This window comes from Saccharothrix sabaoui, from assembly GCF_051756985.1.
Lineage (GTDB): Bacteria > Actinomycetota > Actinomycetes > Mycobacteriales > Pseudonocardiaceae > Actinosynnema.
Genome location: NZ_JBPKJK010000097.1, coordinates 21,079 through 34,172, shown reverse-complemented (window position 1 = coordinate 34,172; position 13,094 = coordinate 21,079). Strand labels below are relative to the sequence as shown.

The window sequence follows — 13,094 nt, the reverse complement described above, 5'->3', positions numbered from 1 at the left end:
CCTCGGCCGGGGCGGCGGGCGCCTCGGCGGGGGCGGCAGCGGCGGCGGGCGCGTCGGCGCCGACCAGCAGCTCCTGCTCCCACTCGGCCAGCGGCTCGTCGGTGCCGACACCCGGCTCGGGCTTCTCGGCGCCGTCGGCGGCCTGGTTGCGGCCACCCGAGCGCTGCATCAGACCGGCGGCGGCGGCCTCGGCCACGACCTTGGTCAGCAGCGCGGCGGAACGGATCGCGTCGTCGTTGCCCGGGATCGGGTAGTCGACCTCGTCCGGGTCGCAGTTCGTGTCGAGGATCGCCACGATCGGGATGTTCAGCTTGCGAGCCTCACCGACCGCGATGTGCTCCTTCTTGGTGTCCACGATCCACACGGCGCTGGGCACCTTGGACATGTCGCGGATACCGCCGAGCGTGCGCTCCAGCTTGTCCTTCTCGCGGTTCATCATCAGGATTTCCTTCTTGGTGAAACCCTGGAAACCGCCGGTCTGCTCCATCGACTCCAGCTCCTTGAGCCGCTGGAGGCGCTTGTGCACCGTGGAGAAGTTGGTGAGCATGCCGCCCAGCCACCGCTGGTTCACGAAGGGCATGCCGACGCGGAGGGCCTCGTTGGCGATGGCCTCCTGCGCCTGCTTCTTGGTGCCGATGAACAGGATCGACCCGCCGTGCGCGACCGTTTCCTTCACGAACTCGTAAGCCCGGTCGATGTAGGTCAGCGTCTGCTGGAGGTCGATGATGTAGATGCCGTTGCGCTCGGTGAAGATGTAGCGCTTCATCTTCGGGTTCCAGCGGCGGGTCTGGTGCCCGAAGTGCACGCCGCTGTCGAGCAGCTGCTTCATGGTGACGACGGCCATGGCCGGGTTCGCACCTCTTCGTTCGGGCGCACCGGCCGTCTCGGGCCGGCACGCGGTTCCGGTTCATCGCGGCGGACCGGGGTGGACCGCCGCCCTGGTGCCCTTGCCGCCGCCCGAACCGGAGGGGTGTCGCAGTGTGCTCGCCACACCCTCGGGACCGCCGGACTGCGTGACTCGACCACGGAAGCGGGTCGGATCTGCATTGGCACGCGAAGTCGTCCCGCGCTCACACGGGCCGCGGCACGAGTGTACGCCGATCAGCTCCGGAACACCGAACCGCCCCCGGGAGTTGTCCACAGGCCGTCGAGTTGTCCACAACCGACGAGAAGCCGCTGGCAGCCACCGCCGCGACCCCGGACCGTGGAGGCATGACTCCCACGATGCGAACGCCGCTGGTCCTGGCCTTGACAGCCACCCTGCTCCTCACTCCCCCACCCCCGCTGACCGCCCTCCCGGCAACCGCCCTCCCGGCAACCGCCCTCCTGGTGGCCGGCCTCCCGGTGGCCGACCGGGCGGCGGCGAGCCGAGCACCGCGCTTCGCCTGGCCACTGCCCCCACCACGCGAGGTGGTCCGCCGCTTCGAACCCCCACCCGGCCCGTACGCCGCGGGCCACCGGGGCGTCGACCTGGCCGCCCCACCGGGCACCGCGGTCCTGGCCGCCGCCGACGGCGTGGTCCTGCACGGCGGCCCGGTGGCCGGCCGCCCGCTGGTCTCCCTGCTCCACACCGGCGGCCTGCGCACCACCTACGAGCCGGTCACGCCCGAGGTCCACGCGGGTCGGACCGTCCGGCGGGGCGACCGGATCGGCACCCTGCGACCGGGCCACGAGGGCTGCCCGACCCCGGCCTGCCTGCACTGGGGAGCCCTGAGGACGAGCCCGCCCCGAGCCCGCGACTACCTCGACCCGCTGCGCCTGGTGGCCTCGGGCCGGGTGCGCCTGCTCCCCCGAGCCGGGCCGAGCGGGGCGTCAAAGCGGGGCGGGGTGTCAGGGCAGGTGTCCGGGCATGCGTCCGGGCATGCGTCCGGGCATGCGTCCGGGCGGAATGGCGGCGAAGTGGTGGTGCGGGGGTGACGCGATGACGACGCCGCAGCGCGGCGGGTGCTCGACGCCGGTGATCGGTCACCGGGTGTCCCGGCCGTAGATGCCCGGTCGTCGGATGCCGGGTCGCCGGTGCCGGGCCGCCCGATGCCGGGCCGCCTGTGTCCGGTCGCCGGATGCCGGGCCGCCGTGTGTCCGGTCGCCGGGTGCCGGGCCGCCGTTGTCCGGGCGCGGACGCGTCGGGCGTCAGGTTTCGAGCTGCTCGTTGAGCTTGGTGCGGAGGCGCAGGACCGCCCGCGTGTGGAGCTGGCAGACCCGGGACTCGGTGACCCCGAGCACCTTGCCGATCTCGGCGAGGGTCAGGTTCTCGAAGTAGTACAGGGTCACCACGACCCGGTCGCGCTCGGCGAGCTGGGCGATGGCGTCGGCGAGCTGGCGTCGGCTGTCCTGGTCGACCAGGCTCGCGATCGGGTCCTCCGCGCCCTCGTCGGGCAGCGACTCGGCCAGCGAGGAGCCCGCGCCACCGGCGTTGCGGCCCGCGGCGATCAGCTCGTCCAGCGCGACGACGCTGGTGAGCTGGAGCTGGGCGTACAGCTCGCGCAGCTCACCGAGGCCGATCTTCAGCTCGGCGGCCAGCTCGCGGTCGGTCGGGGTGCGCTGGAGGCTGGCGCCGAGGCGTTCGAGCGCGCGCTCGACGTCGCGGGCCCGGCTGCGGACCGAGCGCGGCACCCAGTCCTGGGAGCGCAGGTCGTCGAGGATCGCGCCGCGGATGCGCTGCATCGCGTACGTCTCGAACTTCAGGCCGCGCTCGGGCTCGAACTTCTCGATCGCGTCGACCAGGCCGAAGATGCCGGACTGGATCAGGTCGGCCACGTCGACGTGCGCGGGCAGGCCGGTGCCGACGCGACCCGCGACGTACTTGACCAGCGGGGCGTAGTGCAGCACCAGCCGGTCGCGCAGGCCCTGCTCGCGCGACTCGCCGTACTTGTGCCACAGCGCGATGATCCCGGCTTCCACGTCGTCGGCGGTGCGCGACTCGGACGCCGGGTGCGCCGGTCTGCCGACGGGCGCCGGTGCGGCGTGGCCGTTGAGCCCTTGCGCACCGTCGACGTGGTGACCGTTCGTCCCGGCCGGGGTGCGCGACTCCGACGAGGTCCCGACGTGCGCGGCGGAGGGAGAGGTCACGGTTGCGGTCCGCGAACCTCCCCCTGCGACGTCAGGAGCGGGGGTGGGTTCGGTCATGGATCGCCTTCAGCCGTTCGACGGTGACGTGTGTGTAGAGCTGAGTGGTTGCGAGCGTAGCGTGACCAAGAAGCTCTTGGACGGTGCGCAGGTCCGCTCCTCCTTCCAACAGGTGCGTGGCCGCGGAGTGGCGCAGCCCGTGGGGCCCGGTGTCGTTCGCCCCGGGCACCGCACCCACTACATCGTGGACGACCCGCCTGGCGGTACGCGGGTCGAGCCTGCCGCCCCGCGCACCCAGTAGCAGCGCGCGGTGTGAACGGTCGTTGACCAGCGCCGACCGCCCGTGCTCCACCCAGCGCCGTACCGCCCGTTCGGCCGGAACGCCGAACGGCACCGTGCGTTCGCGGTTGCCCTTGCCCAGAACCCGAATCACCCTTTGGGAGTAGTCCACGTCGTCGAGGTCGAGACCGCACAACTCGGCGACCCGGACACCTGTCGCGTACAGCAACTCCACCACGGCTTGGTCACGCAGCGCAACCGGATCGCCCTGTTCCGCGCTTACTTCCGCTACTGCCATGGCGGCCCCGGCCTGGTCCGGCCGCAGCACCGCGGGCAGCGTCCGGTGCGGGCGCGGCGCGACGAGCCGCGGCCCCGGGTCCGCGGCCAGCGCGCCCGTGCGGGTGGCCCACGCGGTGAACGCGCGGGCGGAGGCCGCGCGGCGGGCGAGCGTCGTCCGCCCCGCGCCCGCCGCGTGCTGAGCGGCGAGCCACGAGCGCAGCCCGGGGAGGTCGACGGCCTCCGCGGTGGCGTTGTCGGGCTCGTCCCCGGCCAGGTGGACCAGCAGGGCGACGACGTCGCCGAGGTAGGCGCGGACGGTGTGCGGGGACAGCCCGCGCTCCATCGACAGGTGGCGCTCGAAGCCGTCCAGCACGGCCGCCACGTCGTCCGGGAGCGCGCGACGGAGGCGCACGAGATCGACACGACGTGTCCGAGCGGGCGGCTGCGGGGACATAGACCCTGACGCTGCGCCCTCGGACGCCCTTGGTCAAGCATCGCCACGCCAACTCGCCTCCTGGGAACGCTTCCAACCTGATTCGCCGCGTTCCGCGAGACGGGCCAGTTCCAGTTGTGGCAGCAGAGCGCGCACCCTCGCCAGCTCGACGCCGGACTCCACCGAGATGGCCTCCGGGCTGTGGCCGAACGCCAGCCCGAGGGCTTCGAACACCCTCATCGCGTCGCCCTGCGGCGGCCCGGCCTCGGTGTTCCGCCGCGCCTCGACCAGGTCGACCCCGAGCCGCCCGGTCGACTCGACGACCTCGGCCACGCTGCTCACCGGCAGCGCCTCGCCCGACCTGAGCAGCTCGTGGCACCCGGTCGAGCTGACCGAGGTGATCGGACCGGGCACCGCCATCAGCACCCGCCCCAGCGCGGTCGTCGAGGCCGCCGTGTTCTTCGCGCCGCTGCGCCGCCCGGCCTCGACGACGACCGTGCCCTCCGCGAGCGCCGCGATCAGCCGGTTCCGGGTGAGGAACCGGTGCCGGGCCGGGGTGTGCGCCGGCGGGTACTCGCTCACCACCAGCCCCTCGGCGGCGATGCGCTCGATCAGCGCCCGGTGACCGGCGGGGTAGGCGACGTCGACGCCGCACGCCAGCACCGCGACCGTCGTGCCGCCGGCGGTCAGCGCGCCCCGGTGCGCCGCCCCGTCGATCCCGTAGGCGGCACCGGACACCACGGTCACCCCCGCCTCGGCCAGCCCGAAGCCGAACTCCTCGGCGACGTGCTGCCCGTACCCGGTCGCGGCCCGGCTGCCGACGACCGCGACGGCGCGCTCGGCGGCGCCGGCCAGGTCCACCCGGCCGCGCACCCACAGCGCCAGTGGCTCCCCGCCGCAGCGCAGGCCGTTGGCGGCGGCCGTGCCCAGCGCGGTGAACGGCCACGACGGCCACTCCGGGTCCTCGGGCACGAGGAGCCGCCCGCCGACCGCCGCCACGAGCTCCAGGTCGCGCTCGGCCCGGACCTCCGCGCGCCGGGCGGAGGTCTGGCTGTCGACGGCGGCGGGCACGTCCCCGCGACGGACCAGCTCCGCCGCCGCGACCGGCCCCACCTCGGCCACGAACGCGTGCAGGGCGTGCGCGGGCGGCTCCGCGACCCGGGACAGGTAGGCCCTCGCCAGCAGGACGTCATCGCCCACCGCAGGCCCCCGCGGCACCGGCACCGGCACCGGCGACGCGGGCCGGCCCATCCCGGCCGGGTGATCCGCTCTGGCGGGCGGGGTCGCGGCCGCTCCGGCGGGCGGGGTTGCGGCCGGGTAGTCCGCTCCGGCGGGCGGGGTCGCGGCGGGGTGGTCCGCTCCGGCGGCCGGGCTGGTAGCCGGGCTGGCGGCCAGGTGGTCCGCTCCGGCGGCCGGGCTGGCGGCCGAGGTGGCGGCCGGGCTGGCGGCCGAGGTGGCGGGCGGGCTGGCGGCCGAGGTGGCGGGAGCGGGCGCGGGGCGCGTCACGACGCACTCCTGTCGCGGAATTCGAGGGCGGCGGCCACGTGGTCGGCGGTCGGGCGGTCCGCCTTCGCCAGGTCGGCCAGGGTCCAGGCGACGCGGAGGCACCTGTCCGCGCCCCGGCCCGTCAGCGCGCCCAGCGCCAGCGCCCGGTCCAGGACCCGGGTGACGTCGCGCGGCAGGGCGTGGTCGCGGCGCAGGACCGGGCCCGGTACCTCCGCGTTGGTCGGCCAGCCGTGGGCGGACCAGCGCTCGGTGGCCCTCGCCCTGGCCTCGCGGACCCTCGCCCTGACCGTCGCGGACGGTTCCGGCGGGCTCACCTCCGCGCCCGACATGGCGGTGAGGGGGCGCATGGTCACGCGCAGGTCCACGCGGTCCAGCAGGGGGCCGGACAGCTTCGCCGCGTAGCGCCGCCTGGCCGCGGGCGGGCAGAGGCAGTCGACGTCCTTCGGCGGCGCGCACGGACAGGGGTTGGTGGCCATGACCAGCTGGAACCTCGCCGGGTACCGGGCTATGCCGTCACGCCTGGCCAGGCGCACCTCGCCCTCCTCCAGGGCGGTGCGGAGGGCCTCCAGCTTGGCCGCGCCGAACTCGCGGGCCTCGTCCAGGAACAGGACCCCGCGGTGGGCCCGGCTCATCGCGCCCGGTTTGGCCGTGCCCGTCCCGCCGCCGACGAGCGCGGCGGTGGAGGTGGAGTGGTGCAGCGAGACGAACGGCGGCGTCGAGACCAGCGGGGCCTCCGGCGTGAGCAGCCCCGCGACGGAGTGCACGGCCGTCACGCCCAGCGCCTCGTCCCCCGCCAGCGGCGGCAGCAGGCCCGCCAGGCGCTGGGCCAGCATCGTCTTCCCGGTGCCGGGCGGCCCGGTGAGCAGGAGGTGGTGGCCGCCCGCCGCCGCCACCTCCAGCGCCCACCTCGCCTCCGGCTGGCCGAGCACGTCCGCCAGGTCCGGGCCGTCCGGCGGCCGGGCCGGGGCCGGTTCGGGCGCGGCGGCCAGGCCGCCCTCGCCCGCCAGCCACGCCAGGACCTCGGTGAGGGTGGACGCGCCGTGCAGGGTCAGGCCGTCGACGAGCGCCGCCTCGGGCAGGGAGTCGACCGGGACGACCGCCTCGGTCAGCCCCGCCCGCCGCGCCGCCAGCAGCGACGGCAGGACGCCGCGGACCGCGCGGACCCGGCCGTCGAGGGCCAGTTCGCCCAGCAGCGCGGTGCCCGCCAGCCGCTCGCCGGGCACCTCCCCGGTCGCGGCCAGGACGACGCACGCGATGGCCAGGTCGTAGCCCGAGCCGTTCTTCGGCAGCGTCGCCGGGGACAGGCCCAGGGTCACCCGCCGCGTCGGCCACGCCCGGCCGCTGTTGCGGACCGCCGCGCGCACGCGGTCCTTCGACTCGTGCAGGGCCGCGTCCGGCAGGCCCAGGAGCTGCGTCCGCACGGTGCCCGCGCCGACGTCGGCCTCGATCTCCACGGGCACGCCGTCGACCCCGAGCAGGGCCACGGACCAGGTGCGCGCCAGCGCCATCACACACCCCGCAGGTGGTGGAGGCGGACGCGACCGCCGGGCGGCCACTCGATCGACACGACGTCCACGCGGATGCGGACGCCGGGCAGGCGGTGCAGCACCGACCAGCGCTGCGAGGCCCGGCGCACCCGGTCGAGCTGCCCGGGCGCCACGGCCTCCAGCGGCGCGCCCCGGTCGGTGCCCGAACGGCACTTCACCTCGACCACGACCAACTGGTCGCCGTCCGTCGCGACGACGTCGAGCTCACCCTCCTCGCAGCGCCAGTTGCGGGCGAGCAGGGACAGGCCCTGGTGTTCGAGGTAGCGGCAGGCCGCGTCCTCGCCGCGCCTGCCCAGGTCGGTTGCCGTGCTCATCTCGTTCCTCCCGGTGGTGGTCGTGTGGTCGACCATCCGGGAGGAACGGGGGGAGCGCCGGCACGATCTCCGGAACTGTGGACAACTCCGCGGCCTGTGGACAACCGGGTGGAGCCACCCGGAGAACGCGGCGGGGGCCTGCCGGACGGCAGACCCCCGCGACGTGGAAGCCGTCTGTCAGGTGTTGAACGGACCGTCCTCGGGCAGCCGCAGCTCGGGCTTGTCGAGCTCCTCGACGTTCACGTCCTTGAACGTGATCACCCGGACGTTCTTGACGAACCGGGCGGGGCGGTACATGTCCCACACCCAGGCGTCGGACATCCGCACCTCGAAGTAGACCTCGCCGTCCGCGTTGCGGACCTGCACGTCCACCGAGTTGGCCAGGTAGAACCGCCGCTCGGTCTCCACGACGAACGAGAACTGGCTGACGATGTCGCGGTACTCCTTGTACAGCGACAACTCCATCTCGGTCTCGTACTTCTCGAGATCCTCTGCACTCATTACGCCTCCGCGCGGGTACTCATCGAATCCGCGCCCCTCCTCGTCGCGAGCCTGCCACCGCTGGTCTGCGGGGGTGTTCCATTCTGGACCACACCGGCGGGCACGACGCCACGCGCCACCCGGTGCGGCGGCTCCAGGCCGTGACGAGCCGCTGCCGCCGCCACATTCGCATACGACCAGCGGTGTTGCGCACTCGGGCCGTGCTCCGCGAGCGCCGCGGTGTGGTCCGCCGTGCTGTAGCCCTTGTGCACGTCGAACCCGTAGGCGGGCAGCTCCCCGTGCAGCTCGGTCATGATCCGGTCGCGCGTGACCTTGGCCAACACCGACGCGGCCGCCACGCAGGCCGCCACGCGGTCGCCCTTGACAACCGGCATGCTCGGCGCCGTGAGGCCCGGGACCGGGAACCCGTCGGTCAGCACGTAGCCGGGATGTGCACCCAAACGGGCGACAGCCCGCCGCATCCCCTCGATGTTCGCCACGTGCACGCCGATCAGGTCGACCTCGGCCGCGGGGACGACGACGACCGCGTAGTCGACCGCGTGCCTGAGCACCAGGTCGTGCACGCGGTCACGGGCGGCGGCGGTGAGCAGCTTCGAGTCGGTCAGGCCCTCGAACTTCGCCGCGTCACCCGGCTTGAGCACGCACGACGCGACCACCAGCGGTCCGGCGCACGCGCCCCGGCCCGCCTCGTCCACGCCCGCCACCGGGCCGAGGCCGCGCCGGTCGAGCGCGGCCTGGAACGCCCAGATGCCCGCGGCCGGCCGGACCTGGACGCGGGGCGGCTTGCGGATCACCCCTCGACCCTATCCCAGGCGCGAACGCCGGAACCGCGCCCGCACGCGCTTGCCCAGCAGCAGCACCGGCCAGGCCGCCGCGAACCCGGCGCCGGCCGGCAGGGCGTCCTGCCAGGCGGGGGCGCCGATGGCCACGACCTGGGGGTTGTGGTCGCCCACGCCCTGCCAGCGGGCCGGCGGCAGCACGATCACGCGGGCCTTGCCCACCACGTTGTCGACCGGCACCAGACCGCCCTCGCGGCCGTCGCCCTGGCACCGGGAGTCGCACGAGTCGTTGCGGTTGTCGCCGAGCACGAACAGGTAGCCCTCGGGGATCTTCAGCTCCGCGAACGACTCCTGCACGGTGCTGCGGCCCGGCTCCCAGTGCACGTAGGGCTCGTCGAGCGGCTTGCCGTCGACCACGACCCGGTTGCGCTCGTCGCAGCACTGCACGGTCTGCCCGCCGACGGCGATGACCCGCTTGACGAAGTCCTCCTCGTTCGCAGACGGGAAGCCCATCAGCGAGCCGAGGCCCTGGATCGCCCTGGTCACCGGGTTGGTCGGCTCCTCGGTCACGAAGTCCTGGTTGATCCAGGTGTCGGGACCGTGGAACACGACCACGTCACCCGGCGAGGGGTCGGTGAAGTCGTAGGTGAGCTTGTCGACCAGCACGCGGTCGCCGAAGCAGCCGTCGGAGCAGCCGTGGAGCGTCTGCTCCATCGACTCCGACGGGATCATGTAGACCTTGGCCAGGAAGGACTGGATCAGCACCGCCAGCACGACGGCGACACCGATGAGGATGGGCAGTTCCTTCCAGAACGAGCCCTTCTTCTTGGCCTTCTCGTGCGCGCGGGCGCGCCACTGCTCGACCTTCTCCTCGTGCTCCGGGTCCTCCCCGTCGGAGGGGCCACGGGACGGTGCGACGTCTACCACCCGCCCAGCGTACCGATCAGACCTGTGAGGCCCTGGTCAACCGCCTCCGCACCTTCCGGGTGAAGAACACCAGGGGCCACGCGGCGACGAGCCCGGCGCCCGCCGGGATGCCCTGCTGCCACGCGGGCGCGCCCAGCGACACGGCCTGCGGGTTGTGGTCGCCGATGCCCTGCCAGCGCGACGGCGGCAGCACGATGACGCGCGCCTTGCCGATCACGTTCTCCTCGGGCACGGTGCCGTTCAGGCCGCCGCCGCCCTGCGCGCGGGAGTCGGTGGAGTTCGTCCGGTTGTCGCCCATCACCCAGAGCTGGCCCTCGGGGACCTTGACCGCCTCGAACGGCTTGTGGTCCTCCGGCGAGGTGCCGGGCGCCCAGTAGACGTAGGGCTCGTCCAGCGGCTTGCCGTCGACCTTGAGCCGGTGCTGGTCGTCGCAGCACTCGACGGTCTGGCCGCCGACGGCGATGACGCGCTTGACGAAGTCGCGCTCGTCCGGCGGCGCGAGGCCGATCAGGGACAGCACGGACTGGAGGCCGGCGACGACCGGGTTCTCGGAGCGCGTCGAGGTGAAGTCGTTGTTGCCCCACGCCTCGGGGCCGCGGAAGACGACGACCTCGCCGGGCTCGATGTCGCCGAAGTCGTAGACCAGCTTGTCGACCAGCACCCGGTCGTTGTTGCACCCGGGGCAGCCGTGGAGGGTCTCCTCCATCGACTGCGACGGGATCACGTACACCCTCGCCAGGAAGGTCTGGATCAGGACCGTCAGGACCAGCGCCGTCGCGGCGAGCACGAGCAGCTCGCGCCAGAGCGGCGGCTTCTTCTTGCCCTTCGGGCCACCACCCGCAGCCTCGTCCGGAGTGGACTCGGCTGCGGGTTCCTGACCGTCTTCGTCAGCGGAGCGGTGCACGGGTTCTGCCACGTGGGCAGGCTACTGGTTCCGCGTGAGCCGGGCGTCAGGAGGCCGGCTTGGCCCCGGGCTTCGCGTCGCGCTTCTCCTTGATCTTGGCGGCCTTGCCGCGCAGGTCGCGGAGGTAGTAGAGCTTCGCGCGGCGCACGGCACCGCGGGAGGCCACCTCGACCTCGGCGATGTTCGGGGAGTGCACCGGGAAGGTGCGCTCGACGCCGACGCCGAACGAGACCTTGCGGACGGTGAAGGTCTCGCGGATGCCACCGCCCTGGCGGCGGATCACGACGCCCTGGAACACCTGGACCCGCTCACGGGAGCCCTCGATGACGCGGACGTGGACCTTCAGCGTGTCGCCCGGCCGGAAGCTCGGGATGTCGGAGCGCAGCGACTGGGCGTCAAGAGCGTCCAGGGTGTTCATCGGTGGTCCGTCCTCGTCCTCACGTGTACGTACTCCCCCGGCGCGCGTTCGGGTGAAACTTCACGGCCTTCGGGGGCGGGCTAGCGCACGCCGGACAAGTTGAACCGGGTGCAGCAACCTGTCCAGTGTGCCAGATGGGCACGGTCCGGACGAAATCGGGCCTAGCCCAGCTCGTCCAGGAGCTTGCGGTCGTGCTTGTCGAAGGCGCTGTCGGGCAGCGCGGCGAGCAGTTCGGGGCGGCGTTCCCGGGTCCGGCGCAGCGACTGGTCGCGGCGCCAGCGGTCGATCAGCCGGTGGTTGCCCGAGCGCAGCACCTCGGGCACGGCCAGGTCGCGCCACACCTCGGGGCGGGTGTAGCTCGGGCCTTCGAGCAGGCCGTCGGAGAACGAGTCCTCCGCGGCGGACTTCGGGTTGCCCAGCACGCCGGGCAGCAGCCGGGCCACGGCCTCGACCACGACGAGGACGGCCACCTCGCCGCCGACCAGCACGTAGTCGCCGATGGAGACCTCGTCCACGCGCACCCGCCGGGCCGCGTCGTCCACGACCCGCTGGTCGATGCCCTCGTAGCGGCCGCAGGCGAACACCAGGTGCTCCTCCGCGGCGAGCTCGTGGGCCATCGCCTGGGTGAACGGGCGGCCGGCGGGCGTGGGCACGACCAGCCGGGTCGCCTCCGTGCACACGGCGTCCAGCGCGTCGCCCCAGACCTGCGGCTTCATCACCATGCCGGGGCCGCCGCCGTACGGGCTGTCGTCCACGGCCTTGTGCACGTCGTGGGTCCAGTCGCGCAGGTCGTGCACGCCGACGGAGATCAGGCCGCGGTCGATCGCCTTGCCCAGCAGGGCGGCCCGGAGCGGGTCGAGGTACTCCGGGAAGATCGTGACGACGTCAATCCGCATCGAGCAGGCCCTCGGGCGGGGTCAGCACGACGCGCCCGCCGGCGACGTCCACCGTGGGCACGATCTCGCGCACGAACGGGACCAGCTGCTCGCCGCGCTCGGTCCTGAGGACCAGCAGCTCGCCGCCGGGGCCGTGCACGATTTCGTGCACCGTGCCGATCTTCGTCCCGTCCACCAGCTCGGCGCTCAGGCCTTCGAGCTCGTGGTCGTAGAACTCGTCCGGGTCGCCGGTCGGCGGCAGGTCGTCCGTGCTGCCGAGCAGCAGCGTGCCGCGCAGCGTCTCGGCCACGTCCCTGGTCAGGACTTCCTCGAAGCGCACCAGCAGCCGCCCGGAGTGGTTCCGGGCGGCTGTGACGGTGAGGTCGCGGGACGTGCCGTCGCGCAACTTCGCGGCCAGCACCGCGCCCGGCGCGAACCGGGCCTCGGGTGAATCGGTGCGCACGTCGACGGCGAGTTCGCCGGTGATCCCGTGCGCCTTGGCCACGCGGCCGACGACGACGTCCATCCGCGGGCTCAGCGGTCGGTGTCGACCACGTCGACCCGCACGCCACGACCACCGATACCGGCCATCACGGTGCGCAGGGCCGTCGCGGTGCGGCCGGAGCGGCCGATCACCTTGCCGAGGTCGTCCGGGTGGACGTGGACCTCCAGCGTGCGACCGCGCCGGGTCGTGACCAGGTTCACCCGGACGTCGTCCGGGTGGTCGACGATGCCCCGAACGAGGTGTTCGAGGGCGTCAGCCAACAAGCTCACGCCTCGTCCTTGGGGGCGTCGGCGGCGGGCTCGGCGTCGGCCTTCTTGGCGGCCTTCTTCTTCGGCGTGGTGGCCTCGGTCGACGGCGCGTCGCCGGCGGCGGCCAGCGCGGCGGCGAACAGGTCCGCCTTGCTGGGCTTCGGCTCCTTGAGCTTCAGCGTGCCCTCGGCGCCCGGCAGGCCCTTGAACTTCTGCCAGTCGCCGGTGATCTCCAGCAGGCGCTGCACGGACTCGGTCGGCTGCGCGCCGACACCCAGCCAGTACTGCGCGCGGTCGCTGTCGACCGCGATGAACGACGGCTCTTCCTTCGGGTGGTACTTGCCGATCGTCTCGATGGCCTTGCCGCTGCGGCGGGTGCGCGCGTCGGCGACGACGATCCGGTAGTACGGCTGACGGATCTTGCCGAGTCGCTGAAGCTTGATCTTGACGGCCACGGGTGTGGGTGCTCCTCGTGCTTCGATGTGCTCAGGTTGGGCAGTCCTCACCCGCGTG

General features: G+C 73.5%; 16 protein-coding genes. 1 reads left to right on the top strand and 15 read right to left on the bottom strand.

Annotated features, from left to right (window positions below):
- Positions 1–844 (bottom strand): 30S ribosomal protein S2 (gene rpsB, locus ACR807_RS26460; RefSeq protein ID WP_438924120.1); only part of this gene is annotated, 844 nt, incomplete at its 3' end.
- A 368-nt stretch (positions 845–1,212) separates the two neighbouring features.
- Here rpsB and ACR807_RS26455 point away from each other — a divergent pair.
- Entirely contained in the window at positions 1,213–1,917 is a 705-nt protein-coding gene (locus ACR807_RS26455) for a M23 family metallopeptidase (protein WP_438924119.1), read from the top strand.
- A gap of 213 nt (positions 1,918–2,130) precedes the next feature.
- Here ACR807_RS26455 and ACR807_RS26450 read toward each other — a convergent pair whose 3' ends face one another.
- From ACR807_RS26450 to rpsP, 14 genes are all read right to left on the bottom strand, one after another.
- Positions 2,131–3,126 (bottom strand): FliA/WhiG family RNA polymerase sigma factor, encoded by a 996-nt coding sequence (locus tag ACR807_RS26450; RefSeq protein ID WP_438924118.1) that lies wholly within the window; start codon positions 3,124–3,126, stop codon positions 2,131–2,133.
- Positions 3,101–4,078 carry a tyrosine recombinase XerC gene (locus ACR807_RS26445; protein WP_438924117.1) on the bottom strand — a complete coding sequence of 326 codons (978 nt, stop codon included), beginning with the start codon at positions 4,076–4,078 and terminating at the stop codon, positions 3,101–3,103. Before ACR807_RS26445 ends, ACR807_RS26450 begins: the two co-directional genes overlap by 26 nt.
- Before the next feature lie 33 nt (positions 4,079–4,111).
- Positions 4,112–5,563: a DNA-processing protein DprA gene (gene dprA / locus ACR807_RS26440; protein WP_438924116.1), complete on the bottom strand. Its 1,452-nt coding sequence runs from the start codon at positions 5,561–5,563 to the stop codon at positions 4,112–4,114.
- Positions 5,560–7,071 (bottom strand): YifB family Mg chelatase-like AAA ATPase, encoded by a 1,512-nt coding sequence (locus tag ACR807_RS26435; RefSeq protein ID WP_438924115.1) that lies wholly within the window; start codon positions 7,069–7,071, stop codon positions 5,560–5,562. The genes dprA and ACR807_RS26435 overlap by 4 nt, the downstream gene beginning before the upstream one ends.
- On the bottom strand, positions 7,071–7,424 hold the full coding sequence (locus tag ACR807_RS26430) for a YraN family protein (RefSeq protein WP_438924114.1): 354 nt from the start codon (positions 7,422–7,424) through the stop codon (positions 7,071–7,073). The genes ACR807_RS26435 and ACR807_RS26430 overlap by 1 nt, the downstream gene beginning before the upstream one ends.
- 177 nt (positions 7,425–7,601) lie before the next feature.
- Positions 7,602–7,925, bottom strand: a complete 324-nt coding sequence (locus tag ACR807_RS26425) for a DUF2469 domain-containing protein (RefSeq protein ID WP_438924113.1) — start codon at positions 7,923–7,925, stop codon at positions 7,602–7,604.
- On the bottom strand, positions 7,925–8,719 hold the full coding sequence (locus ACR807_RS26420; protein WP_438924112.1) for a ribonuclease HII: 795 nt from the start codon (positions 8,717–8,719) through the stop codon (positions 7,925–7,927). The genes ACR807_RS26425 and ACR807_RS26420 overlap by 1 nt, the downstream gene beginning before the upstream one ends.
- Positions 8,720–8,728: 9 nt before the next feature.
- Entirely contained in the window at positions 8,729–9,631 is a 903-nt protein-coding gene (gene lepB / locus ACR807_RS26415; protein ID WP_438924111.1) for a signal peptidase I, read from the bottom strand.
- Positions 9,632–9,647: 16 nt separating this feature from the next.
- Positions 9,648–10,547, bottom strand: coding sequence for a signal peptidase I (gene lepB, locus ACR807_RS26410; protein ID WP_438924110.1), 900 nt, complete (start codon positions 10,545–10,547; stop codon positions 9,648–9,650).
- A gap of 34 nt (positions 10,548–10,581) precedes the next feature.
- Positions 10,582–10,953 (bottom strand): 50S ribosomal protein L19, encoded by a 372-nt coding sequence (gene rplS / locus ACR807_RS26405; RefSeq protein WP_438924109.1) that lies wholly within the window; start codon positions 10,951–10,953, stop codon positions 10,582–10,584.
- A gap of 161 nt (positions 10,954–11,114) precedes the next feature.
- Positions 11,115–11,849 carry a tRNA (guanosine(37)-N1)-methyltransferase TrmD gene (trmD, locus tag ACR807_RS26400; protein WP_438924108.1) on the bottom strand — a complete coding sequence of 245 codons (735 nt, stop codon included), beginning with the start codon at positions 11,847–11,849 and terminating at the stop codon, positions 11,115–11,117.
- Complete coding sequence (gene rimM / locus ACR807_RS26395) at positions 11,839–12,354, bottom strand: ribosome maturation factor RimM (RefSeq protein ID WP_438924107.1); 516 nt, start codon at positions 12,352–12,354, stop codon at positions 11,839–11,841. Before rimM ends, trmD begins: the two co-directional genes overlap by 11 nt.
- An 8-nt stretch (positions 12,355–12,362) precedes the next feature.
- On the bottom strand, positions 12,363–12,602 hold the full coding sequence (locus ACR807_RS26390) for an RNA-binding protein (RefSeq protein ID WP_015104447.1): 240 nt from the start codon (positions 12,600–12,602) through the stop codon (positions 12,363–12,365).
- A complete protein-coding gene (gene rpsP, locus ACR807_RS26385) occupies positions 12,599–13,036 on the bottom strand; it encodes a 30S ribosomal protein S16 (RefSeq protein ID WP_438924106.1) in 438 nt (145 codons plus the stop codon). Before rpsP ends, ACR807_RS26390 begins: the two co-directional genes overlap by 4 nt.
- Between the last annotated feature and the right edge of the window lie 58 nt (positions 13,037–13,094).

Excerpts from the sequence above, each read along its gene's own strand:
- ACR807_RS26430 (WP_438924114.1), bottom strand. The coding sequence starts at position 7,424 with ATGAGCACGGCAACCGACCTGGGCAGGCGCGGCGAGGACGCGGCCTGC.
- rimM (WP_438924107.1), bottom strand. The coding sequence starts at position 12,354 with ATGGACGTCGTCGTCGGCCGCGTGGCCAAGGCGCACGGGATCACCGGC.
- trmD (WP_438924108.1), bottom strand. The coding sequence starts at position 11,849 with ATGCGGATTGACGTCGTCACGATCTTCCCGGAGTACCTCGACCCGCTC.
- ACR807_RS26445 (WP_438924117.1), bottom strand. The coding sequence starts at position 4,078 with ATGTCCCCGCAGCCGCCCGCTCGGACACGTCGTGTCGATCTCGTGCGC.
- ACR807_RS26425 (WP_438924113.1), bottom strand. The coding sequence starts at position 7,925 with ATGAGTGCAGAGGATCTCGAGAAGTACGAGACCGAGATGGAGTTGTCG.
- ACR807_RS26455 (WP_438924119.1), top strand. The coding sequence starts at position 1,213 with ATGACTCCCACGATGCGAACGCCGCTGGTCCTGGCCTTGACAGCCACC.
- rplS (WP_438924109.1), bottom strand. The coding sequence starts at position 10,953 with ATGAACACCCTGGACGCTCTTGACGCCCAGTCGCTGCGCTCCGACATC.
- ACR807_RS26435 (WP_438924115.1), bottom strand. The coding sequence starts at position 7,071 with ATGGCGCTGGCGCGCACCTGGTCCGTGGCCCTGCTCGGGGTCGACGGC.
- ACR807_RS26450 (WP_438924118.1), bottom strand. The coding sequence starts at position 3,126 with ATGACCGAACCCACCCCCGCTCCTGACGTCGCAGGGGGAGGTTCGCGG.